Genomic DNA, 22,442 nt, shown 5'->3' with positions numbered 1-22,442 from the left:
TGGCGGGCTTGAAGCCAACTCCACACTCCCTCATTCCGGACAAGCGAGGCGAAGCCGAGTGCCGATCCGGAATCCAGCGACCAAGCGCGCCCGCAAGGGCGCACCGATCGCCATTCCCTCTTTTCCCCGTCCCTACCTCTGCATCACGATCTCCGGCCCCATCAGCGCGTAGGGCAGGAAGGTCGAGAGCGGCTCGATGTAGGTCACCAGGATCAGGAACAGGAACAGGATCGCCACGAACGGCGCCGAGGCGCGCACGACCTGCACGAGCGACATTCCCGTTATGCCCGATGTCACGAACAGGTTGAGCCCGATCGGCGGCGTGATCATGCCGATCTCCATGTTCACCACCATGATGATGCCCAGATGCACAGGATCGACGCCGAGCTTCATCGCGATCGGGAACACCACCGGCGCCACGATCAGCAGCAGGCCCGAGGGCTCCATGAACTGACCGCCGAGCAGCAGCAGCAGGTTGATCGCGATCAGGAAGGTGAACCAGTTGAAGCCGGCGCCCACCATCCAGTCGGTGATCGCCTGCGGGATGCGTTCCGATGTCAGCACATGGGCGAACAGCAGCGCGTTGACGATGATGAACATCAGCATGATGGTCGTGCGCGCGGCGTCGATCATCACCTTGCGCGTTTCCGCGTTGGTGAAGGCGGGGATGAAGGCGCAGAGGATCTGCCACAGGTTGCGCCGCCAGATCGCCAGCGAATGCAGATAGGCGGTGCCGATGCCGGCGGTGCGCCGGTCGGCCCTGAGCACGGGATAGTAGGCCAGCACCGCGAGCGCCAACACCACTCCCGCCCAGAAGCGCGTCTCCAGCCCCAGCCCCTGCAGGAAGAAGAACGACAGGATCAGCCAGATGAACAGCACCGCCAGCGCGTAGATCGTGGCGGAGAAGCCGACGCGCGCATTGGGTCCGTCCTCGTCCCTCACCCACGGCACATCCTTCAGGGGGCCCATGTCGCGATAGATGAAGACGGCGATGATGAAGGAATAGACCGCGGCCACGGCTGCGGCTTCCGTCGGCGTGAAGACGCCGCCATAGATGCCGCCCAGGATGATGATGATCAGGAACAGCCCCCAGCCGGCATCGCGGCCGGCGGCGACCACCTCATGCACGCCGGCGAACGGCTGCTTGGGCATTTTCTTGATCCGGGCGTTGATGTAGATCGCCACCATCAGCATGAGGCCCGCCACGATCCCGGGAATGACACCGGCCAGGAACATGCGCCCGACCGACACGTCGGTCGCCGCCGCATAGACCACCATGACGATGGAGGGCGGGATCAGAATGCCGAGCGTACCGGCATTGGCGATGACGCCGGCGGCGAAGTCCTTGGTGTAGCCGACCTCGCGCATGCCGGCGATGGCGATGGTGCCGATGGCGACCACGGTCGCCGGCGAGGAGCCCGACAGCGCCGCGAACAGCATGCAGGAGAACACCGCCGCGATCGCCAGGCCGCCGCGCACATGGCCGACGGCGGCAATCGCGAAGCGGATGATGCGCCGCGCCACGCCGCCCGTCGACATGAAGGCGGAGGCGAGAATGAAGTAGGGGATCGCCAGCAGCGTGTAGTTCTGCGAGGCGGTGAAAAGCTGTTGCGCCACCGACGACATGGAATCGTTGGAGAACAGCGCGATGGCCAGGACGCTGGATAGGCCCAGCGAGATGGATATGGGGACGCCCAGAAACAGCAGCGTCAGCACCATGACGAAAAGAGTTGCGGCTTCCATGGTGCTCAGTCCTTCAACGCGTCTTTGTTTTCGGCGACGAGATCTTCGGCCTCATGTGCCGCGATCATCATTTCCCGCTCGCCCTTGATGATGGCGATGGCAGCCTGCAGGCAGCGGAAGGCGAAGAAGGCGAGCCCCGTGGGCAGCACCAGATAGACGATCCAGCGCTGCACGCGCTCCTTGGTGCCGAACAGGTGCTGGATGATATCGGGATAGCGCAGGTCGTCGAGGCCGATGCCGGTGCGGAAATTCAGCGTCCAGTAGGCGATGGCGCCGCCACGGGTGTGGATGCCGAAGATCTGCAGCCAGTCGGCCGAAATGAGAATGCAGGCGTAGAGCACGCCGCACAGCGCGCCGAAGACCGCTAGGATACGGAAGATTTTCGGCGGAAACAGCCGGATGCCGGCATCGACGCCGAGATGCGAGCCGATTTTCACGCCGTAGTTCATGCCGAACAGGATCATCCAGGCAAACAGCAGCCGGGTGAATTCGAGCGCCCCACCCCAGCCGGTGTTGAAGCCGTAGCGCGCCACCACCTGGGTAAAGGAGACCAGCGTCATCAGCGCCAACAGCAGCGCCAGCACGATCTCCTCGAAATGGGCGATGACCTCGGGCCATTGCAGCTCGATGACGTGGATGGTCATGACGAGCGAGGCGAGCGCCAGAATGCGCAGCACCAGTTCCATGTGCTTCCACTTGAAGCCGAGAATATCCGATATGGCGCCAGCCACCGTGCGCGCTTCCGCCGCCAGGTAGATCGCCAGGAACGCCAGCACCAGGGCGGCGATGATCGTTGAGAATTTTGAAGTCACGGCTTCCCCCGCACGCGCCGACGGCAAACCCGTCGGCCGGCAACCCCCGCACCTGTCATCCCCGGGGGCGACTTGTTTTTTTTCAGGCAACCGGGGGAGAGGCCATCAGGCCACTCCCCTTGTTTCAGGTCTTGGCGAAACGAGAGCGTCAGCTGTTGTTGGACGCCAGCGCCGCGTCGATCACGTCCTGCCCGATGTCGTCCTTGAACTTGTCCCACACGGGCTTCATCGTATCGACCCACTGCTTGCGCTGCTCGGGGGTCAGCTCGCGAATGGTCGAGCCGGCGTCGATGATGTTCTGCCGGTTGGCGGCTTCCTGCTTGCCGACATTGGCGTTGGCCTCGTCGGTCACGTCCTGGACGATCTTCAGGAACTTCTCGCGCACATCCGGCTCAAGCCCGTTCAGCCACTCGTCCGAGGTCACCAGCAGATAGGCGAGGGCTGCGTGGTTGGTCTCGGTGATGCCGTCCTGCACCTCGAAGAACTTCTGGGTGTAGATGTTGGACCAGGAGTTCTCCTGCCCGTCGACGACGCCGGTCTGCAGCGCGCCGTAGACTTCCTTGAAGGCGAGCTTCTGGGCGTTGGCGCCCATCGCCTCGATCATCGCGACGGAGACGTCGGAGGTCTGCACGCGGAACTTCAGGCCCTTGGCGTCGGAGGGCACCAGCAGCGGCTTGTTGGCCGAAAACTGCTTCATGCCCGACAGCCAGTAGCCCAGGCCCACATAGCCGACATCGGAGATCGAGGTCAGCAGTTCCTTGCCCTTGTCGGAGTTGCCGAAACGCATGGTCGCGTCGAGATCGTTGAACACGAACGGCAGGTCGAACAGGCGGAACTTCTTGGTATAGGCCTCGAACTTCGACAGCGAGGGAGCCGCGAGCTGGACGTCGCCCAGAAGCAGCGCCTCCATCACCTTGTCGTCGTCGAAGAGCTGAGAGTTCGGGAACACCTGCATGCAGGCGACGCCGTTCATCTCCTTGTTGACGCGCTCGGCCAAAAGCGTCGCGGCATCGCCCTTGGGATGACCGTGGGCGGCGACGACGTGGCTGAACTTGATGACCATCTCGCCGTCGTCGCACTCGTCGGCCGCAAGCGCCGGGGCAACAAAGGCGAAGGTGACAGCCGCGGCGGCCGCCAGAACGAACTTTTTCATGAATGTCCTCCCAGACATGATTGGGCTGCCGGCGAAATCCGGCGAAGCCCGATATCTTTAGCAACCGCCGTGCCAGCAGCGGGAGCTGCCACAAGAATGGCGCAAATGTGGCACTTTAGCGAGTCCTGTCGGAAACCCGGAGGCGGAAAATGGGTAGGAATGGAAACACCCGTGGCGCGTCAATGGGTCGGATTCGACACATTGACGCAGGGCGGGAGAGGGAGGGGAAGGCGGAAGGAAGAAAAAGGGTAAAGGAGCGCCTGCGGCGCGCTTGTTGCGCTGGATTCCGGGTCTGGCCATGCAGCTGCGCGGCAGACCGCCCCGAATGAGGGCGTGTGTGGGACGCTTGAAGTCCACCACGACCTCCCTCATTCCGGACGAGCGAGGCGAAGCCGAACGCCGATCCGGAATCCAGCGCAACAAGCGCGGCGAAGCCGCTCCGTTTTCCTTCCTTCCTCCCTTCCTTTCCCCTTCTCCGCGCTCACATCTCCAGCGCTTCTTCCTTTTCCAGCCCGAACTTCTTCATCTTCTCGTAAAGCGCCTTGCGCGACAGGCCCAGCGCCTCGTAGGTGGCCTTGATGGACCCGCCCTGGCGCCGCAGCTCCGCCGCGATCAGGGCCTTCTCGTACTTGCCCACGCGCACCGAAAGCGGCGTTCCGGCACTCTCCTCCGAGGCGTCCGCGCCGGTGCCCGTGCCGGTGATCTTGTCGACGCCGAGCACGAAGCGGTCGGCGACGTTCCTGAGTTCACGCACGTTGCCGGGCCACTCGCGCGCCATCAGCTCCGCCATCACTTCAGGCGTCAGGTCGGGGATCTCGCGGCGATAACGGGCACGCGCCTCGCGCGCCAGATGATGGAACAGCACCGGAATGTCCTCGCGCCGGTCGCGCAAGGGCGGAATGTCGAGGCTCACCACATTGAGCCGATAATAGAGATCGCGGCGGAAACGGCCGGCCGTACTTTCCTTTTCCAGATCGACCTTGGTTGCGGCGACGAAGCGCACGTCGAGCGCGATGGTCTTGTTCGAACCAAGCCGCTCGATGGTGCGGTTCTCGATGACGCGCAGCAGCTTGACCTGCAACTCCAGCGGCATGGATTCGATCTCGTCGAGAAAAACCGTGCCGCCGTCGGCATGCTCCAGCTTGCCGATGCGCTGGCGCGAGGCGCCGGTGAACGCGCCCTGCTCGTGGCCGAAAAGCTCGCTCTCGATGATATCCGCCGGCAGCGCGCCGCAATTGAGCGCGACGAAGGGCCCGTCCTTGCGCACGCCCTCCTCGTGCAGAGCCCGCGCCACCACCTCCTTGCCGGCTCCCGTCTCGCCCAGGATCAGCACGTCGGCATCGGTGGCGGCGAGTGCCTGCACCGCCGTTCTCAGCCGCTCGATCGCCGGCGAACGGCCGACGAGGCGCGCGGCAAGCCCGGCGGTGTCGCCAAGCTGTTCGCGCAGCACGCGGTTTTCCAACACGAGCCGGCGCTTTTCCAAGGCCCGCTCCACCACATTGGCGAGCCGGGCGACGGGAAACGGCTTTTCGATGAAGTCGTAGGCACCCGCCCGCATCGCCTCCACCGCCAGTGGCACGTCGCCATGGCCGGTGATCAGGATGACGGAAAACGCGGTGTCGATGTCGAAGGCGGCCTTCATCAGCGCCAGACCGTCCATCTTCGGCATGCGGATATCGGTGACGAGCACGCCGTAGAAGTCGCGCGAGACGCGGTCGAGCACGCCCTCGGCGTTGGGGTAGGCCTCCACCCGGTGGCCGGCCAATTCCAGCCCCTGTGCCAGCGCCTCGCGCAGGTCGGTCTCGTCATCGACGAAGAGGACGGTTGACTGGTCCATTCAAGAAGTCCCGATACTGTGAAAGGCTAACGGCCGGTGTAGCGCGGTTCGCGCCCGGATTGAAGCAGACGTTGCGGCGCGCCGCTCCCTCTCCCTCACCCGGCCGCGACCAGTTCCGCCTCCGGCAGGCGGACGGCGAAGATGGTGCCCCGCTCGCCTACCGGCATGTCCTCCAGCGCAAGCTGGCCGCCGAAGTCGCGGATGATCTTGTCGGCGATGGAGAGCCCGAGGCCGAGGCCGGCGCCCACCTCCTTGGTGGTGAAGAAGGGATCGAAGATACGGCCGCGTGTGGCGGCATCGATACCGGGGCCATCATCGGCGACCCGGATCACCACCATTCCCGGTTCCTCGCGAACCGTCGTCACCCGGATCGTGCCGCCCTCCTCACCCACCGCGTCGAGCGCGTTGACGATGAGGTTCATCATCACCTGTTCCAGCAGCACGCTATCGGCCCTGACGGCAAGGTCGCGCGGCGGGCGTTCGAACGAAATGGCCGTCTGCCCGCCCTTGATGCGCGGCGAGAGCAGCATCAGCGTCTCGTCGATCACCGGGCCGACTGGTACTGTCCGCGTCTGCGTCCCCGACTTCCTGGCAAAGCCCTTGAGGGTGCGCGAAATGGTGGCCATGCGCTCCACCATGGCGGTGATCTTGCGCAAGGACTCGCCCGCCTCCTCGCAACGCCCGCGCTGAACGAGCAGACCGGCATTGTCGGCCTGGGAACGGATAACCGCGAGCGGCTGGTTGAACTCGTGGCTGAGCGCCGCCGACATCTGGCCAAGCGTCGCGAGTTTTGCGGTCTGGACCAGTTCGTCCTGCGTGCGGCGCAATTCCCGTTCCGCCGTCTCGCGCTCCCTCACCTCCTCGCCCAGACGCTGGTTGGCGCGCCTGAGATCGCGGGTTCGATCGCGCACGCGCCGTTCCAGCCTGAGCGCGGCCGCGCGTTCGCCGCGCAGGCGCGCCTGCAGGCGCAACCGGCGTTCCAGCACGATCCACACGAGCCCGGTAACGATCAACGTCGCCAGAATGGCGATGAGCGCGGCGGTGGCGGCCTGCCGGGTCACGGAACTGGCATCGAAGAAGACCGCGACCGACCAGTCGAGCACCGGCAATTTCTTGGCCGCCTGGAGATAGAGCCTGCGCCCCGTTTCCGATGGCAGCGAGACGAGCAGATGGCCGCCGCGCCGCTCGGGCCGCGCATGCAGGCCTTCGAGTTCCGAGCGGGTGTCGCCCAGCGAAAGCTCCAGCCCCCGCCATTGCGGCCGGTTGGTCGCGATGATCCCGCCAGCCTCGTCAAGCGCGAGAACCGGATCGCGCGACAGTGCCCAGGCCTGCTCGACCCGCGCCAGATCGACCCGCGCCGCCACCACGCCGACGATTCCCCCGTCCGCCCGGACGGCGGAGGCGAAGATATAGCTCGCCGGCCGGCCCGCATGAGTGATCAGAAGCTGCCGGCCAAGCCGGCCTTCGCGCGCCTGTTCGACCGCTTCGCGGATTTCGGTGTCGAACGCATTGCCGACCGCATCGATATCGGAAGATCCGATCAGGCTGCCGTCTTCGGCAAGGAAGCGGATTTCCTCCGCCCCCGTCATGCCGGCCGCCGTTGCCGCGATGCGGTGGGCGGTTTCCCTGTCGCGGGTTCGCGACAGCTCCACCACGTCCGGCCGCCGCGAAAGGATAGGCGGCAGGATGCGGTACTTGTCGAGAAGGCTCTCCAGCGTGGCGGCCTGAAGATCGAGCGAGGCGGCGGCGCGCAGGCCGATTTCGTCGAGCATCAGCCGTTCGCTGACCCGCGCGGTAACCCATGCCACAAGCGCACCGGCGAGAAGGCAGGCGGCCACGACCCCGGCCACGGCGCGGCGCGTGCGAAGCGGATTGTTCATGGGGTGCGATGATAGCGGAAAAGAACGAAAAGGAAGAGATCGTCTTGGGGCGAAGCGGTCGGTGCCCCTCCGCCGTGCCCGGGATGACGGCGGAGGGGCCCTTGACGCCGGGGAGGAAAGGCTCCCCTTTGCAACGCAACGCCCATGTTTGACCGACGACGGGACGTTACGTCATTCGAGATCGGTTGCCGCAAACGGTCTCCGATATCCGACCTTTCCCGCGTCATCGCGCACGCGATGCGGTGCGAGGCGCCGCTTCACGGATCCGGGATGGCGCCGGGGGTTCTTCAGGAACGATGGCAACCTTGCCCCCGAGCGCGTTTTGCCCCCCCTAGCGCGACATGAAGCCGTCATTGTCGCGCTCCACGTCGAGGGAGGCGAGCGGGCGGTCGACGGCGACGCTCTTGACCAGCGCGAAGACCGGCTGGCCCGGCTTCAGGCCCAGCGCGACAAGCGAGGCGCGGGTGATGCGGGCACGCAGGCGCTGGGCGCCCAGTGCGCAGACCACCTCCGCATAGGGGCCGCGTTCGTGGGTGATCTCCAGCACCGTCACCGGCAACGCGTTGCGGATGGAGAGCCCGCCGGGAACTTCCAGCGCCAGCGCGATATCGCGGGCGCGCAGGTGCAGACGGACCTCCTCGCCGATTTCGGCCCTGACGGCGGGAACCTCGATCATCTGGCCTTCGACGTCGATATGGGTGAGATCCCATTCCTCGTCATAAGAGGAGATGCGGCCGTCAAGCACCGCACCGGCCTGCTGGCGGCCGGTGGCGGGGCCAAGATCGAGCCGGGTCATCACCTCACCCACCGGCCCCACGGCCTCCACCTTGCCATCGGAGATGATGACCAGCGTTTCCGCCAGCCGCGCCACCTCCTCCAGCGAATGGGAGACATAGACGATCGGGATCGCCGCCTCGCGGCGCAGCCGGTCGAGATAGGGCAGGATCTCGCTCTTGCGGGCCTGATCGAGCGAGGCCAGCGGCTCGTCCATCAACAGGATGCGCGGGCCCGACAGCAGCGCACGGCCGATGGCGACGCGCTGGCGCTCACCGCCCGACAGCTTGGCCGGCCGCCGGTCGAGCAGCTTGCCGATGCCCAGAAGTTCCACCACCTCGTCGAACGGCATGGACGCGGTGCGCCCGCCCGCCCAGTGCGAGAAGGTGAGATTGCGGCGCACGGTGAGGTGCGGAAACAGCCGCGCCTCCTGAAAGACATGACCGATGCGGCGCTGACGGGGGGAAAGATCGATCTTCCTGTCCGAATCGTAAAGCACCATGTCATCGACCGCGATACGGCCGCGCATGGGGCGCGACAGGCCCGCGATCATGTGGACCACCGAGGTCTTGCCCGCCCCCGAACGGCCGAACAGAGCGGTCACTCCGGCGGAACTCTCGAATGTCGCGGAGAGATGGAAGGTTCCGAGTTTGGCCTCGATATCGACGCTGAGCATCAGCCGCCTCCCAGCCGGCGGGCGAGCCGGCGCGACACGAATTCGGACGCGAACACCGCGCCAAACGCGATGATGGCGGCGGTGATGGCGAGGCGAAGCGCGGCGACATCGCCATCGGGCGACTGGGTGAAGGTATAGAGCGCCAGCGACAGGGTGCGGGTTTCGCCGGGAATGTTCGACACGAACGTGATGGTGGCGCCGAATTCGCCCATCGCCTTGGCAAAGCCCATCAGCGCGGCCGCGATAATGCCGGGGAGCGCCAGCGGCAGGGTCACGATGAAGAAGGTGACGATGCGGCCCGCGCCGAGCGTTTCCGCTGCCTGCTCAAGCTTGGGATCGACGGCCTCGATGGCGAGCCGGATGGGCCGCACCATCAGCGGAAAGGCCATGACGCCTGCGGCGAGTGCCGCTCCGGTCCAGCGGAAGGCGAGCGTGATGCCGAGATAATCGTACAGGAAGCCGCCGATGGGACCGTGGCGGCCGAACAGGATGAGAAGGACATAGCCCGTGACCACCGGCGGCAGCACCAGCGGCATGTGAATCATGGCATCGAAAAAGGCGTGGCCCGGAAACCGCCAGCGCGCGAGCGCATAGGCCGCGAAAATGGCCAGCGGCAGAGCGACCAGAAGGGCGAGACCGCCGACCTTGAAGGTCAGGACGACGGCCTCGATCTCTGCAGGGGACAGTGGCTGCATCGAAAAATCAGTCAACTGGCTGGAAGCCGACCTTGGCGAAGATCTCTCGCGCCTTCGGTGTCGCGAGGTAATCGAGGAATTTGACCGCGCCCGGCTTTGCGACTTTGGTTACAGCTCCGGGATAGACGATCGGGGCATGGCTGTCATCGGGGAAAGTGGCGACGACCGCGACGTCGGGCTGGATGGCTGCGTCCGAACCGTAGACGATACCGAGCGGGGCTTCGCCACGCGCCACGGCGGCGAGCGTCACGCGGACATTCTCCATCGGGGCGAGCTTGCCCTCAACCGCATCCCACAGACCAAGCGACGTGAGCGAGGCCTTGCCGTAGCGCCCGGCGGGTACGGATTCCGGCGTTCCGATGGCGAGCCGGCCTTCGCCGATACGCGCGAGAAGCGCCGTTTTGGTGAGGTTCAACAGCTTGGCATCGGCCTTCGGCGCGACGACGACCAGCGTGTTGGCGGCGACGTTGCGCACCGTCGCGGGGTCGATGGCATCGGCCTTCTTGAGGTAGTCCATCCACTTCACATCGGCCGAGATATAGACATCCGCCGGGGCGCCGGCCTCGACCTGACGCGCGATGGCGGAAGACGACGCGAAGGAGAAGACGACTTCGGTGCCGTTGTCCTTGGTGTAGGCGGAGCCGATCGCCTCAAGCGCATCCTTCATGCTGGCGGCGGCGAAGACGGTCAGCTTCTCGGCCGCTTGCGCGGAGCCGAGCGTTGCCGCGACCGCGAGGCCGGCGGCAACCGCTACGCCGGCGGCGCGACGAAGCACTCTGGAGGAAAACGAGGCTCCAGAGGAGAACTGGGCGGGTTTCATGGCAAATCCTTGCGATATGTTCGACGGAACATATCGGACCCTATACGTCGTCTTTACGATCCTCAAGCGTGGAATCGTCGTCGCGCGTGCGAAGTGTGGCCGCACCCGGTTCCACCATCGCTTGCAGGGCGGCGATATCGGCCGCGGCGGCTTCCGCCAGCGCCCTTTCCATGCCGCGAAAGTGGGAAAGCACGGCCTCGCCTGCCTCCGTCAGCCGCGCACCGCCGCCCTTCGCGCCGCCCTTTTCCGTCTCCACCAGCGGCGTGCGGAAGATGCGGTTGAGTTCTCCGACGAGGTTCCAGGCGCGCTTGTAGCTCATCGACTGGCGGTTGCCGGCGGCCCGGATGGAGCCGGTCTCCCGGATGCCTTCCAGAAGGTCCGCCTTGCCGGGCCCGAGCGCAACGCCGGGGGCAAGCACGAGACGGATGCGGGATTTGGGAAAGTCTGTCATGGCCGGCAGGGTCGGGTGCGGGGGCGACGGGGTCAAGGGACATAATGGCAGGGGTGGGGTGTGGAGAAGAGAGGAGAGAGAGAAAAGCGAAGCGGCTTCGCCGCGCTTGGTCGCTGGATTCCGGGTCTGGCCATGCGCCTGCGGCGCAGACCGCCCGGAATGAGGGCGTGTGTGGCTGGTTTGAAGCTTCACACACACTCCCTCATTCCGGACAAGTGAGGCGAAGCCGAGCGCCGATCCGGAATCCAGCGCAACAAGCGCGGCAAAGCCGCTCCATACTCTTCTCTTCTCTCTTCTCTCTTCTCTTCTCTCTTCTCTTCTCTCTTCTCTTCTCTCCTTCTCCCCTACCCGCCGATCGGCAACTGGTTGTCATCCCTCAACGTCTCCAGCACGACGGAGGAATGGACGTTCTGCACCGCGTCGTGCGCCAGCAGGTCGTCGTTGATGACGCGCGCCAGCGTCTTCAGGTCCGTAACCGTGATCTTGATCAGGTAATCCATCTCGCCGGTCAGCGCGTGCGCCTCCTGCACGCTCTCCATCGCCTTGACCAGATCGCGGAAGCGGCGCGAGTTGGCGCGGCTGTGCGCGTTGAGCGTGACGCCGACGAAGGCCGTGACCTGCAGCCCCAGCGCATCCTTCGACAATTCCGCGCGCACGCGGCGGATGACGCCGTCCGCCTCCAGCCGCGCGCGGCGGCGCGAGACCTGCGAGGCCGACAGCGCAATCCGCGCGCCGATCTCCTGATTGGTGAGCCCGGCATCGCGCTGCAGGAGCGCCAGAAGACGGATATCGAAGGCGTCGAGTGTGATCATGTGCATAAATTTATCATATGGCGCACGTTTCGTGCATACATTCCGTTACGGACGCCCCGAACGCATGCAAATTGCGGCGCAAAGCGCGCAAAATGGTCGCATTGACATTCCCGCGCAAGCGGCGCCGGCCAGGGACGGTGCCTCGCGACACGGCCCGGAAGAGGAGCCTTCGCGCAAGGGCACGGCCGGCGGACAGGAGGAAGACACCATGGGACCGTTTCCGCACGACGCACCGCCGGCCACGATCTCGAAAGAGAACCCCGCCGGCACCGACGGCTTCGAGTTCGTGGAGTTCGCCAGCGAGGAGCCGGAGAAGCTCGACGCCCTCTTCCGCCGCATGGGTTACGAGCCGGTCGCAAAGCACCGAACGAAAGCGATCACCGTCTACCGGCAGGGCGACATCAACTATCTCCTGAACGCCGAACCCGGGTCCCACGCCATGCGGTTCGTCGGCGAGCACGGCCCCTGCGCGCCCTCCATGGCGTGGCGGGTAGTCGATGCCAAACACGCCTTCGAGCATGCCGTTTCCAAGGGCGCGAAACCCTATGAGGGCGACGACAAGGCGCTCGACGTGCCGGCCATCGTCGGCATTGGCGGCTCGCTGATCTATTTCATCGAGACCTATGGCGAGAAGGGCTCCGCCTACGAGGCGGAATTCGCGTGGCTCGGCGAGCGCGACCCTCGGCCCTCGGGCGTCGGCTTCTATTACCTCGACCACCTCACCCACAATGTCTTCCGTGGCAACATGGACAAGTGGTGGGACTTCTACCGCGATCTCTTCGGCTTCCGGCAGATCCACTATTTCGACATCGACGGCCGCATCACCGGGCTCGTCAGCCGGGCGATCACCTCGCCATGCGGCAAGATCCGCATTCCGCTGAACGAGTCCAAGGACGAGACCAGCCAGATCGTCGAATACCTGAAGAAGTACCGTGGCGAGGGCATCCAGCACATCGCCGTCGGCACCGATGCGATCTATGACGCGACCGACAGGCTCGCCGACAACGGCCTGAAGTTCATGCCGGGCCCGCCCGAAGTCTACTACGAGAAGAGTGTCGAGCGCGTCCACGGCCACGAGGAGCCGGTGGAGCGGATGAAGAAACACGGCATCCTGATTGACGGCGAAGGCGTGGTCGACGGCGGAATGACGCGCATTCTGTTGCAGATCTTCTCGAAAACCGTGATCGGGCCTATCTTCTTCGAGTTCATCCAGCGAAAAGGCGACGACGGCTTCGGCGAGGGCAATTTCCGCGCGCTGTTCGAGAGCATCGAGGAAGACCAGATCCGCCGCGGCGTCATCAAGGCGGACGCCGCCGAATAGGATACCGGAGGAAGGCCGAAAAGACCCGCCCGGGAGGAGGGAAAGGGGCGATCCCACGCGGGGCCGTCCCTTTCGCTGTTTTTGGGGCAGAGGGTGTAAAGGACTTTCGGGGAAAGGCCCTGAAATCCCGCTCCTCACACCATTGTCATCCCCGCGCAGGCGGGAATGACATCGGATGTGTGGGACACTCTCTCCGCCCCTACCCCTGCAACAATCCCCGAACCGGCTTCGCACCGGCGCTGTCGGGAAACACGGTCTGCGCGAGCACGCGGTCGCTCAGGCCCAGGTGGTCGGCAAGCACGCCCTTGAAGAGCGTGCGCACGTCGAGCGTCGGCCTGAGGTCGCGGTTTTCGAAGAGTGCAGCCTCCGAAAGCCCCGGCCAGTCGGCCAGTACCCGGCCGCCGGAGACCGCGCCGCCGAGGAGGATCGCCACCGTGCCGACGCCGTGATCGGTGCCGGCCCCGTTATAGCGGACGGTGCGACCGAACTCCGTCATCAGGCAGATCACCGTCTGGTCCCAGACGGGGGCGAGGTTGGTGTGCAAATCGGCGATGACCCGGTCGAGCCGCGCCATCTGACGCACGAAGCGCGCATCGAACGGCTCGCCGTCGACGTGGGTGTCCCAGCCGAGGATTTCCATCGACCCGATGCGCGGGCCGCCCGGCTCCACCATCAGCTTGCCGACCGTGCGCGCCGTCATCCGTGCCAGCATCTCCGGGCCCTTGAGGTCCGGCGTCACCGCCCGGATCTCCCTCACGACCTCCATCTCGCCGCCGGTCGCGCGGTCGAGGTCGAGTGCCGCCTCGAAGGTGGCGAGAAGGCCGGGATCGGTGTGGCGATAGAGATCGAGAAGGCGGGCGCGCAGGTCGCCGTCGGCGGCGGGAAAGCCCGGCGGCATCCACGACATCACCTCCGCTTGCCCGCGCAGCAACAGCGGCACCTGCGCGCCGATGGAAAGCGCCGGCGCCGGCGAAGCGCCGATGCTCTCTCCGTGCGGCAGGGCGGCAAGCGCCCGGTTGAGCCAGCCGGTATGCGACTGGCCGACCGCCGCCGCGCCCGATTCCAGCACATCCTGGGCATCGAAATGGGAGCGGTCGCGATAGGGGGTGGCCACCGCATGGGCGATCAGCGCATGACCGTCGCGATAAAGCCCGTGAAGCGTCGGCAGCGACGGGTGCAGCACGAAGAGATCGTCGAGCGGCAGGCCATGGGCGGGATCGTCGGCCGACAGCACCGCCTCGCCGCGCAGCCTGTGATAGTCGGGATCGCCGACGGGGGCGACGGCGCCGAGCCCGTCCATGCCGCCGCGCAGGTTGACGACGAGAAGGCGCGGATCGCGCCCGGGCGCAGCCGCCGCGATGCGGGTCTGGTAGGCCCAGGCGACGAGCCCCGCCGTGCCGACCATGAACTGACGCCGGGAATAATCGCAGACGTTCATCGGCCTATCTCCTCTGCATTCCGGGGCTCATCATGAGCATGGCCAGCGCCTGCTGGCGCGTCTCCGCGCGGGTGACCGCAAGCCGCGTGTCGCCGTCATAGGCCGCGCCGAGAATATCGGCCGCGAAGGCATCGACATCATCGGGCACGGGCACCAGATGCGCGACCCGTTGCGCCCAGTCGAGCCGTTCCATCAGCGCATCGGGGGCAAGCCAGGCGTCGGGCGCGTCCGGCCAGCCGGCGGGCGACGGCGGCTGCCACGTGACCTGACCGAAGATGCGCAGCACGCGGGCGACTTCGGTCTCATTAAGCTCGAGACCGGTGGCGCGTGTCGACGCGGTCAGGAACTCGAAGGGGGAAATGAAGACAGCATGCGCCGGCTCCCACATTTCCGGTGCCGCGACGAGCGCCCGCGTCAGCGCCCCGAGGTCGCCGTCGGAGCCCGCGTAGGTGGCGGCGAGCCGGTCGATCAGGCCACCATCGGGCACCCGTCCCAGGAAATGACGGACCATCTTCGTGGCAAGAAACCGCCCCGTGGCGGGATGACGGGCGAGATCGGCGAGCGCGGCGATGCCCTGTTCCTCGCCCTGCGGCGGGTAGGAAGTGCCCAGAAGCGTGCGGATGCCCGGCTCGTGCGTGTTGGGATGGAAGCGGAAGCGGCCGGGCTCATCGCCCCGCGGCCCCTCGTAACTCCAGCCGGTGAGAATTCTCGAAAGCTCGATGACGTCGCCCTGGTCGTAGCCGCCATCGACACCGAGCGTGTGCAGCTCCATCGTCTCGCGCGCCAGGTTCTCGTTGAGCCCTTTGCCCGTGCGCTTGCCGAAACTGGAATTCGGGCCGACGGACTTGTCATTGTCGAGATAGGCGAGCATGGCCGGATGGCGCCGGGTGGCGAGAAGCATGTCCTCAAACCGGCCCAGCACATGCGGCCGGATCGCCTCGCGCTCGTAGTTGCCGGCGAGAAGCCGCACGATGGCGTCCGAATCGATGGCGACGCAGAAATGGTTGGACCAGAAGGCGACAAGCCGCTCAATGAAGGGACGGTCGCTGGAGGCAGCTAGCCGGGCGCGCGCCAGCACCTCCGCGCTGTAGACGGTGTAAATGGGATTGATCCCGAAAAGTTCCTTCTCGCGCGCATCGCGCGCCGGGCCCTTCAGCTCGCTCTGTTTGCGAAAATCGCCGCGCGCATCGCGAAACGCGAAGAAGTGTCGCGTGGCTTCGACCTGCCCGGGCAGGTCATCGTCCGGCCCGGCATCGGGATTATAGCCGTCGAGCTGGGCGAGCACGCTGGCCACCGGGTCCGGCAGGGCGGCGGCGATCTCCCCCGGTCGCGCACCGTAGCCGAAGCGCTTGGTCGCCAGAAAGGCCTGATAGTCGCGGCTCATCGGCTCATTGTCCTCACCTGCGGTGAATGCGGATTTCGCTGGCAGGCATGATCGGGAAGCCGTGCGGCGATTTGTGGACGGCAAGCGGGCGATTGCGCGGAGATCTGTCGGCTGCGTCTTGTTTCTCGCGCGCCGATCTCTCGTTCGTCATTGCCCGGCAAAGTCCGGGCAATCCATAGGGCAACGGCGCAAGGGGGGCGGGCTGGATCCCCCGGACTGCGCCGGGGGATGAGGACGGAGGGATGGCCATCGGGGTAGGCACGACTTCAGGCACCCTTGGGTGTCTCACGCCGCCAGCGTCGCCCGGTGGGTCTGTCTCAGGTCGGCGATGATCGATTGGGCCCAATGATGGGAATCGTTCTCGCTGAGCGTCTTGAACAGCGCGTTCCAGCGTTCCTTGCGCTCTTCCAGGCTCATGCGCAGCGCCGTCTGGATCATCTCCGCCACATGCTCGCGATTGTAGGGATTGACGATCAGCGCTTCGGGCATTTCGTGCGCGGCTCCCGCGAAACGCGAGAGAACCAGCACGCCCGGATCCTCTGGATCCTGCGCCGCCACGTATTCCTTGGCGACCAGGTTCATGCCGTCACGCAAGGGCGTGACGAGGCCGATCGCGCTGCCGCGATAGATGCCCGCCAGCGCCCGGCGCGTGAAGGAGCGGAACATGCAGTGGATCGGCGTCCAGCCCATGTCGGCGAAACGCGCGTTGATGTGGCCGGAAACGGACTCCAGCTCGCGGCGGATCTTGTCATAGGCATCGAGATCGGAGCGCGACAGCGGCGCCACCTGCATCAGCGAAACGTTGCCGCGATGTTCGGGATAGTTCTCGAGCAGCCGCTCGAAGGCGTGCAGGCGTTCCGGCAGACCCTTGGAATAGTCGAGCCGGTCGACGCCGATGATCTGCGTGTGCCCGCCCAGCGCCGCCATCAGCCGCTGCTGGTTGCGCTTGGCCTCCGCCGTCAGCGCGTACTGGGCGAACCCTTCCGTGTCGATGCCGATCGGATAGGCCTTGGCGAGGATCGTGCGCCCGAAGGCCGTGACCGAGCCATCCTCGCCCACATACCCGCCCAGCTCCAGTTCGGCGAAAGCGCGGAAGTTCTCCACGTCGCGCTGGGTCTGGAAGCCGATCACATCATAGGCGAAGAGATCGCGCACGAGCTGGTGGGAATTGGGAAGGGCGGTGAGAAAATCGGGGCCGGGAAATGGCACATGCAGGAAGTAGCCGATCGGATTTTCGACATCCATGGCGCGAAGCGCCCGGCCGAGCGGCATGAAATGATAGTCATGCACCCAGACCACGTCATCGGGCCGCAGAAGCGACTTCAGCCGCGTGGCGAAGCGATCATTGACGCGGCGATAGACGAGTTCGTAGGTGCGCTCGAAAACGGCGAGGTCCAGACGATAGTGCAGGACGGGCCAGAGCGACTTGTTGGCATAGCCGGCATAGTAGCCGTCATAGTCGGCCTGGTTGAGATCGATCGTGGCGGTCTCCACCCGGCGGGTGCTTTCCGTCTGCAGCGGCCCGAAGGTGCCTTCCTCGGAAATCCGCCCGCTCCAGCCGAACCACAAGCCCCCGTCCTTCTTCAGGGCATCGACCAATCCGACGGCAAGACCACCTGCCTTGCGGGAGTCCTTGAGAGGACCAACCCGGTTCGAAACAACGACAAGTCGTGCCATCGTACTGTTTTCCCATCCTCCAGTGGCCGACGACAGTCGCGGTCGCCGGGTTCCGGTTGAAAACGCGCGCTCGGGATCTTTCCGTTCAGGTAGATTTTCGACTGCGTCCTCGCTTTCGGGCGCTGCCTCGCGCAACGCTACGCAAGCAGTATCACCGATCAGATCGCCGATTCCCAGCCCGCGCTTAGTCGCATCGCGCCGTTGATTATTCCCACCATCGAGTATGTCTGCGGGAAGTTGCCCCACAATTCGCCGCTCCCCGTGTCGATATCTTCGGATAGCAGCCCGACATGATTGCGGCACGCCAGCATTGTTTCATAGATCTCGCGTGCCTCGTCCTTCCTCCCGATCCGCGCCAGAGCATCGATGTACCAGAACGTGCAGATATTGAACGCGTTCTCCGGCGTGCCGAAATCATCGGCCACATTGTAGCGGAACAGGTGATTTCCGCGCCGCAGCCGTTCGCCGATGCGATCGACGGTCGCGACGAAGCGAGGGTCCGAGGCAGGCAGGAACCCGACCTCCGCCATCAGCAGAAGCCCGGCATCCATGTCCTTGCCCTCGAAACTCTCAACGAATGAATTGAGCTCCTGGTTCCATGCCCGCGAGCAGATCGTCGCGTGGATCTCGTCGGCGCGCCCCCGCCAGTAGGCGGCGCGTTCGTCGAGTTCAAGCTTGTGGGCGATCTTGGCGAGCCGGTCGCAGGCCGCCCAGCACATCAACGACGACGAGGTGTGGACGCGCGCGCGCGTTCTCAGTTCCCACATGCCCGCATCGGGGCTTGCGTGCAGCGCATAGGCCCGCTCGCCGACGGCTTCCAAAAAGCGGAATTCCTCCTCGCCGAACGTGTGCAGCAGCCGCTCGTCGAAAAACGCCTGCGCCGCGCCCACCACCACGTTGCCGTAGACATCATGCTGGAAGTGCTCGTAGGCCTGGTTGCCGACGCGCACCGGCCCCATGCCGCGATAGCCCGGCAGATCGACGATACGCTCCACGAGATCCTTCTCCAGCCCGATGCCGAAGACCGGTTGCAGGTGATCGCCGTTCATCACCGCCGCGATATTGTTGAGATAGCGCAGGTAGTTCTCCATCGTCTCCATTTCCGACAGAGAGTTGAGCGCGCGCACGACGAAGAAGGCATCGCGCAGCCAGCAGAAGCGGTAGTCCCAGTTGCGCTCCGTGTTGGCGGCCTCGGGAACCGAGGTGGTGACGGCGGCGACAATGGCGCCGGTCTCCTCGTTGGTGCACAGTTTCAGGGTGATGGCGGCGCGGATTACCGCTTCCTGCCATTCCAGCGGCACGCCGAGCCGGCGCGTCCAGTGCTTCCAGTAGGTTTCCGTCTGCTCCTCGAAAGCCCGGCACAGCGTATCGGGGTGATCGGTCAGCGACTCGTCCGGCCCGAAATAGAACGACAGCGAGCGTTCCAGGATGAAGGTCGTCTCGTGCCGGACATAGGTGATCGGCGCGTTGGTCGTCATGCGCAGCACCTGATCCGGCCCGACATAGCGGATGTGGTTGGAGCCGGCGGTGATCTCCGGCGCGCTCTCGCCGTAGTCAAAGCCCGGACGCACACGGAAGGTCACCCGGGGCCGGCCCGACAGCGGACGCACCCGACGCGCGATCGCATTGGGACGGAACCCGCGATTGGCCTTGTAGAAGCGCGGGGCGAAATCGGTGATCTCCACCACCGCGCCATCGGCGGCATAGAGGCGCGTGCGCACGATCGCGGTGTTGGGCACGTATTCCTGCTCGGAGCGCACATGGCCATGCAACTCGATGGAAAAGGCGCCGTCATTGGGATCACCGCTTCTGGCACCCAGCAGCGAGTGGAAGACGGGGTCCCCGTCGAAACGCGGCAAACAGCACCACACGATGCGCGCGTTCTTGTCGACAAGGGCGGCAAGCGAGCAATTGCCGATCATGGCAAGGTCGAGCGAACTCACGGAATATCACCTCGTGCTGTGTTTCGTCGGGCGGCGGTCGGGGTTCCCCGGGCCGGAACCGCACCACCGCCTTGCAAGCTTCAGGCCGGTTTGGGAGCGCCGACGGCTTCGCGTCAGGCGCAGGCCCGCGCGGCGGCGAAGGCATCGAGCCAGGCGTGGACGGCCGCGACATCCGCCAGCCGATGGGCGGCCGCGGTTTCGCCGGCGCCCACCTTGACGGCGAAACCGCCGGCGGAGAGCACGGCGCGGAAACCATCCTCGTCGGTGACATCATCGCCGACAAAGACCGGGACCCGACCGGCGAAGACCGGCTCGTTCAGGAAGGTGGTGACGGCCACGCCCTTGTCATGGCCCTGTGACTTGATCTCCAGCACCATCTTGCCGTGCAGCATGTGCAGGCCGGAGAGATCGGCGCAGGCCTTGGTCAGGGCCGCTGCGAGCGCGGGCCCGCGCTCGGGCGCGCGACGGTAGTGGATGGCGATCGCGAGGCCCTTGTCCTCCAGCCGCACGCCCTCGCCGATGAGACCCGCAGCATCGATACGGCGGCGCAGGATGTCGAGCTCGGGCGGCGGCGCCACGCGCTCCACCGCCGCGCCGATCGTGGCGCGATGCTCCAGCCCGTGCAGGCCGGCGGCGGGAAGCCGCAAGGGCTTCAGAAGCGCATCGATATCGCTCAACGGCCGGCCGGAGACGACGGCGAGCGCTCCGTCCAGCCGGTCGGCCACGCGCGTGAGCAGCGCGCCCAGGCCCTCGGGCACGCGAATGCCCTCCGGCGTCTCGGCGATATCGACAAGGGTGCCGTCGAAATCGAGAAACAGCGCATGACGGCAGGAAAGAGGGGGCGGTGGTGTCATGGAGACTGCCTGAGGCTCGGTCTGGTGTCGCCCGTCATCCGCTGCTATTCGCGAGGTTTGTCGCATGCGGCGCGGGAAACGGGCACAAAGATCGCGACGTCCGACTTGCGGATTTTCACGGCGGAGCGAGGACTGGTCCGCAATACCGCATCCATCGACGACAATCTAGGGTCTGGCCTCACAAATGGAACCGGTATCGGCCGCGCGCGGGGTATCGGCGGCGCCAGGGTCCCGGCGGGGAGCCGGCCCCTACAGATCTTGTCAACGCCGCAAGCGGTAAACAGTTCCGCGCGCTTTTCACACGGCCGAGGCGCCGCCATCGAGGGCCACGGCCTGCCCGGTCATGAAGCTGTTGGCGTCACCCGTTATCCAGACGATCGCTTCCGCGATCTCTTGCGGGCTTGCGAGCCGGCCCATCGGAATGCCGGCAAGCAGGCGGGAAACCGCCTCGTCCGCGCTGCCGCGCATGCCGGACGCGATGGCGCCGACCATAGCCGTATCGGCGAAGGACGGACAGAGCGCGTTGACCCTTACGCGCGAGCGAGCGCACTCCGCGGCCGCCGTCTTCGTCAGCCCCACCACCCCGTGCTTGGCCGCCGCATAGGCCCCCAGAAGCGGCGCGCCGACGAGCCCCGCAAGCGAGGCGACGTTGAGGATGGAGCCATGCCCCTGCTCGCGCATGATGGCGGTTTGCGCGCGCAGGCAGAGGAAGGTGCCGGTCAGGTTGACGGCCAGCATGCGCTGGAAGGTTGCGAGATCCAGGTCCGCGATCCGCGCGGGTTCATGCGCGATGCCGGCATTGTTGACCGCGATGTCGAGCCGGCCGAAGCGGGTAACCGCGCCCTCGATGAGACCTGTGACATCGTCTTCCAGACTGATGTCGCAGGTGTGCGCCCACACCTGCGCGCCCGCCTCGCCCGCAAGACGGGCGGTCTCCCGAAGCCCGTCTTGCGGGATATCGGTAAGGGCCAGCGCCGCGCCCGTGCTGGCGAATTTCAGCGCGGCGGCCCGCCCGATGCCGCCGGCGGCGCCGCTCAGCAGCACAACTTTCGTTTCCCCCTCCATCAGCGCGCGTCGTCCTCGATAAGCTGGAGTGCGGTGCGCGCGATGAGCGGAACCAGCAATCCCATTTTCAGGCCCTGTTCGGGATTGGAGCCGGTGCCGTCGAGCGCCCGCTTCTTGACACCCTGAAGGATGGCGGCGATGCGGAAGAAGGAAAACGCGAGGCAGAACGTCCAGTCATCGATGCCGGAAAGCCCGCGCCGTTCGCAGTAGCGCGCGACATAGGCTTCCTCGACCGGAATGCCGAGCGCCGCGCGATCGAGCCCGGCGAGACCGCGAAGCCCGCCCTCGTGCGGCAGACGCCACTGCATGCACTGGTAGGCGAGATCGGAATGCGGGTGGCCGAGCGTGGCCAGTTCCCAGTCCACCACCGCGATGACGCGCGGGGCATCGGGCGCAAAGATCAGGTTGTCGATGCGATAATCGCCATGGACGAGAGCGACGCGGCCGTCATCGGCGGGAACATTCGCCTCCACCCAGGCGATCAGCGCGTCCATGTCGGCGATCGATTCCGTCTCGCTGTCGCGGTACTGGCGCGACCAGCGCGAGACCTGGCGGGCGAAATAGCTGCCGGGCCTGCCGAAATCGCCGAGCCCCACCGTTTGCGGGTCGACCGAATGCAGCGCCGCCAGAACACGGTTCATCTCGTCATAGACCGCACCACGTTCTGGCGGGGAAAGATCGGGCAGGGCCGGATCCCAGAAGACGCGCCCCTCGCGAAAGGCCATGACATAGAACATCGAGCCGATGACGCTCTCGTCCTCGCACAGCGCTAGCGGATCCGCGACGGGAACGTCCGTCTCCTTCAGCGCCTGCATGACGCGGTACTCGCGGTCGACCGCATGGGCGGATTTCAGCAGCTTTCCCGGCGGCTTGCGGCGCAGAACATAGGGGCCGCCGGCGGCATCGAGGCGGTAGGTGGGGTTCGACTGCCCGCCCGCGAACTTCGAAGCCGAAAGCGGCCCCTCGAAACCCGCGACATGGGCCTTCAACCACGGCTCGAGCCGCGCGAGGGCGAGCGTTTCCGCTCCCCTTTCCAGTATGTCCGACATTGATCCTCCCAAGATCCGTCCTCAAGGCCCCCGCTCCGCTTCCGCCCCTCCCAAGGCG

Annotated in this window: 18 protein-coding genes; 1 reads left to right on the top strand and 17 read right to left on the bottom strand. The window is 65.8% G+C overall.

Annotation, left to right across the window (positions count from 1 at the left end):
• Nucleotides 1–132 precede the first annotated feature (132 nt).
• The 10 genes from C8N35_RS17255 to C8N35_RS17210 form a co-directional block, all read right to left on the bottom strand.
• On the bottom strand, nucleotides 133–1,743 hold the full coding sequence (locus tag C8N35_RS17255; protein WP_107990951.1) for a TRAP transporter large permease: 1,611 nt from the start codon (nucleotides 1,741–1,743) through the stop codon (nucleotides 133–135).
• A gap of 5 nt (nucleotides 1,744–1,748) precedes the next feature.
• Entirely contained in the window at nucleotides 1,749–2,555 is an 807-nt protein-coding gene (locus tag C8N35_RS17250; protein ID WP_428977119.1) for a TRAP transporter small permease, read from the bottom strand.
• Nucleotides 2,556–2,703: 148 nt separating this feature from the next.
• Nucleotides 2,704–3,708, bottom strand: a complete 1,005-nt coding sequence (locus C8N35_RS17245; protein ID WP_107990950.1) for a DctP family TRAP transporter solute-binding subunit — start codon at nucleotides 3,706–3,708, stop codon at nucleotides 2,704–2,706.
• A 481-nt stretch (nucleotides 3,709–4,189) separates the two neighbouring features.
• Entirely contained in the window at nucleotides 4,190–5,545 is a 1,356-nt protein-coding gene (locus C8N35_RS17240; protein WP_107990949.1) for a sigma-54-dependent transcriptional regulator, read from the bottom strand.
• A 95-nt stretch (nucleotides 5,546–5,640) separates the two neighbouring features.
• Nucleotides 5,641–7,425 (bottom strand): sensor histidine kinase, encoded by a 1,785-nt coding sequence (locus tag C8N35_RS17235; protein ID WP_107990948.1) that lies wholly within the window; start codon nucleotides 7,423–7,425, stop codon nucleotides 5,641–5,643.
• Nucleotides 7,426–7,756: 331 nt separating this feature from the next.
• On the bottom strand, nucleotides 7,757–8,875 hold the full coding sequence (gene modC, locus C8N35_RS17230; protein WP_107990947.1) for a molybdenum ABC transporter ATP-binding protein: 1,119 nt from the start codon (nucleotides 8,873–8,875) through the stop codon (nucleotides 7,757–7,759).
• On the bottom strand, nucleotides 8,875–9,570 hold the full coding sequence (modB, locus tag C8N35_RS17225) for a molybdate ABC transporter permease subunit (protein WP_107990946.1): 696 nt from the start codon (nucleotides 9,568–9,570) through the stop codon (nucleotides 8,875–8,877). Before modB ends, modC begins: the two co-directional genes overlap by 1 nt.
• A gap of 7 nt (nucleotides 9,571–9,577) precedes the next feature.
• On the bottom strand, nucleotides 9,578–10,390 hold the full coding sequence (modA, locus tag C8N35_RS17220) for a molybdate ABC transporter substrate-binding protein (RefSeq protein ID WP_107990945.1): 813 nt from the start codon (nucleotides 10,388–10,390) through the stop codon (nucleotides 9,578–9,580).
• Nucleotides 10,391–10,430: 40 nt separating this feature from the next.
• Nucleotides 10,431–10,841 (bottom strand): winged helix-turn-helix domain-containing protein, encoded by a 411-nt coding sequence (locus tag C8N35_RS17215; protein WP_107990944.1) that lies wholly within the window; start codon nucleotides 10,839–10,841, stop codon nucleotides 10,431–10,433.
• A 344-nt stretch (nucleotides 10,842–11,185) separates the two neighbouring features.
• Entirely contained in the window at nucleotides 11,186–11,653 is a 468-nt protein-coding gene (locus C8N35_RS17210; protein ID WP_107991030.1) for an Lrp/AsnC family transcriptional regulator, read from the bottom strand.
• Nucleotides 11,654–11,861: 208 nt separating this feature from the next.
• On the opposite strand from C8N35_RS17210, the gene hppD reads away from it, so the two are divergent.
• A complete protein-coding gene (gene hppD, locus C8N35_RS17205; RefSeq protein WP_107991029.1) occupies nucleotides 11,862–12,974 on the top strand; it encodes a 4-hydroxyphenylpyruvate dioxygenase in 1,113 nt (370 codons plus the stop codon).
• A 199-nt stretch (nucleotides 12,975–13,173) separates the two neighbouring features.
• Here the strand turns inward: hppD and C8N35_RS17200 are convergent, their stop codons facing one another.
• The 7 genes from C8N35_RS17200 to C8N35_RS17170 all read right to left on the bottom strand — a co-directional run bounded on the left by C8N35_RS17200 (nucleotide 13,174) and on the right by C8N35_RS17170 (nucleotide 22,384).
• Nucleotides 13,174–14,412, bottom strand: a complete 1,239-nt coding sequence (locus tag C8N35_RS17200) for a DUF1501 domain-containing protein (protein ID WP_107990943.1) — start codon at nucleotides 14,410–14,412, stop codon at nucleotides 13,174–13,176.
• A gap of 4 nt (nucleotides 14,413–14,416) precedes the next feature.
• A complete protein-coding gene (locus tag C8N35_RS17195; RefSeq protein WP_107990942.1) occupies nucleotides 14,417–15,796 on the bottom strand; it encodes a DUF1800 domain-containing protein in 1,380 nt (459 codons plus the stop codon).
• Between the two features lie 285 nt (nucleotides 15,797–16,081).
• Nucleotides 16,082–17,473, bottom strand: coding sequence for an alpha,alpha-trehalose-phosphate synthase (UDP-forming) (locus C8N35_RS17190; RefSeq protein WP_107990941.1), 1,392 nt, complete (start codon nucleotides 17,471–17,473; stop codon nucleotides 16,082–16,084).
• A gap of 158 nt (nucleotides 17,474–17,631) precedes the next feature.
• Nucleotides 17,632–19,416: a glycoside hydrolase family 15 protein gene (locus C8N35_RS17185; protein WP_210203575.1), complete on the bottom strand. Its 1,785-nt coding sequence runs from the start codon at nucleotides 19,414–19,416 to the stop codon at nucleotides 17,632–17,634.
• Nucleotides 19,417–19,529: 113 nt separating this feature from the next.
• Nucleotides 19,530–20,270 carry a trehalose-phosphatase gene (gene otsB / locus C8N35_RS17180; protein ID WP_107990940.1) on the bottom strand — a complete coding sequence of 247 codons (741 nt, stop codon included), beginning with the start codon at nucleotides 20,268–20,270 and terminating at the stop codon, nucleotides 19,530–19,532.
• A gap of 297 nt (nucleotides 20,271–20,567) precedes the next feature.
• Nucleotides 20,568–21,335 carry an SDR family NAD(P)-dependent oxidoreductase gene (locus tag C8N35_RS17175; RefSeq protein WP_107990939.1) on the bottom strand — a complete coding sequence of 256 codons (768 nt, stop codon included), beginning with the start codon at nucleotides 21,333–21,335 and terminating at the stop codon, nucleotides 20,568–20,570.
• Nucleotides 21,335–22,384 carry a phosphotransferase family protein gene (locus tag C8N35_RS17170; protein WP_107990938.1) on the bottom strand — a complete coding sequence of 350 codons (1,050 nt, stop codon included), beginning with the start codon at nucleotides 22,382–22,384 and terminating at the stop codon, nucleotides 21,335–21,337. Before C8N35_RS17170 ends, C8N35_RS17175 begins: the two co-directional genes overlap by 1 nt.
• Nucleotides 22,385–22,442: the final 58 nt, after the last annotated feature.

Origin of the sequence: Breoghania corrubedonensis (assembly GCF_003053845.1) — a bacterium.
Taxonomy (GTDB): domain Bacteria; phylum Pseudomonadota; class Alphaproteobacteria; order Rhizobiales; family Stappiaceae; genus Breoghania; species Breoghania corrubedonensis.
This window is presented reverse-complemented; position numbering and strand designations above follow the sequence as displayed.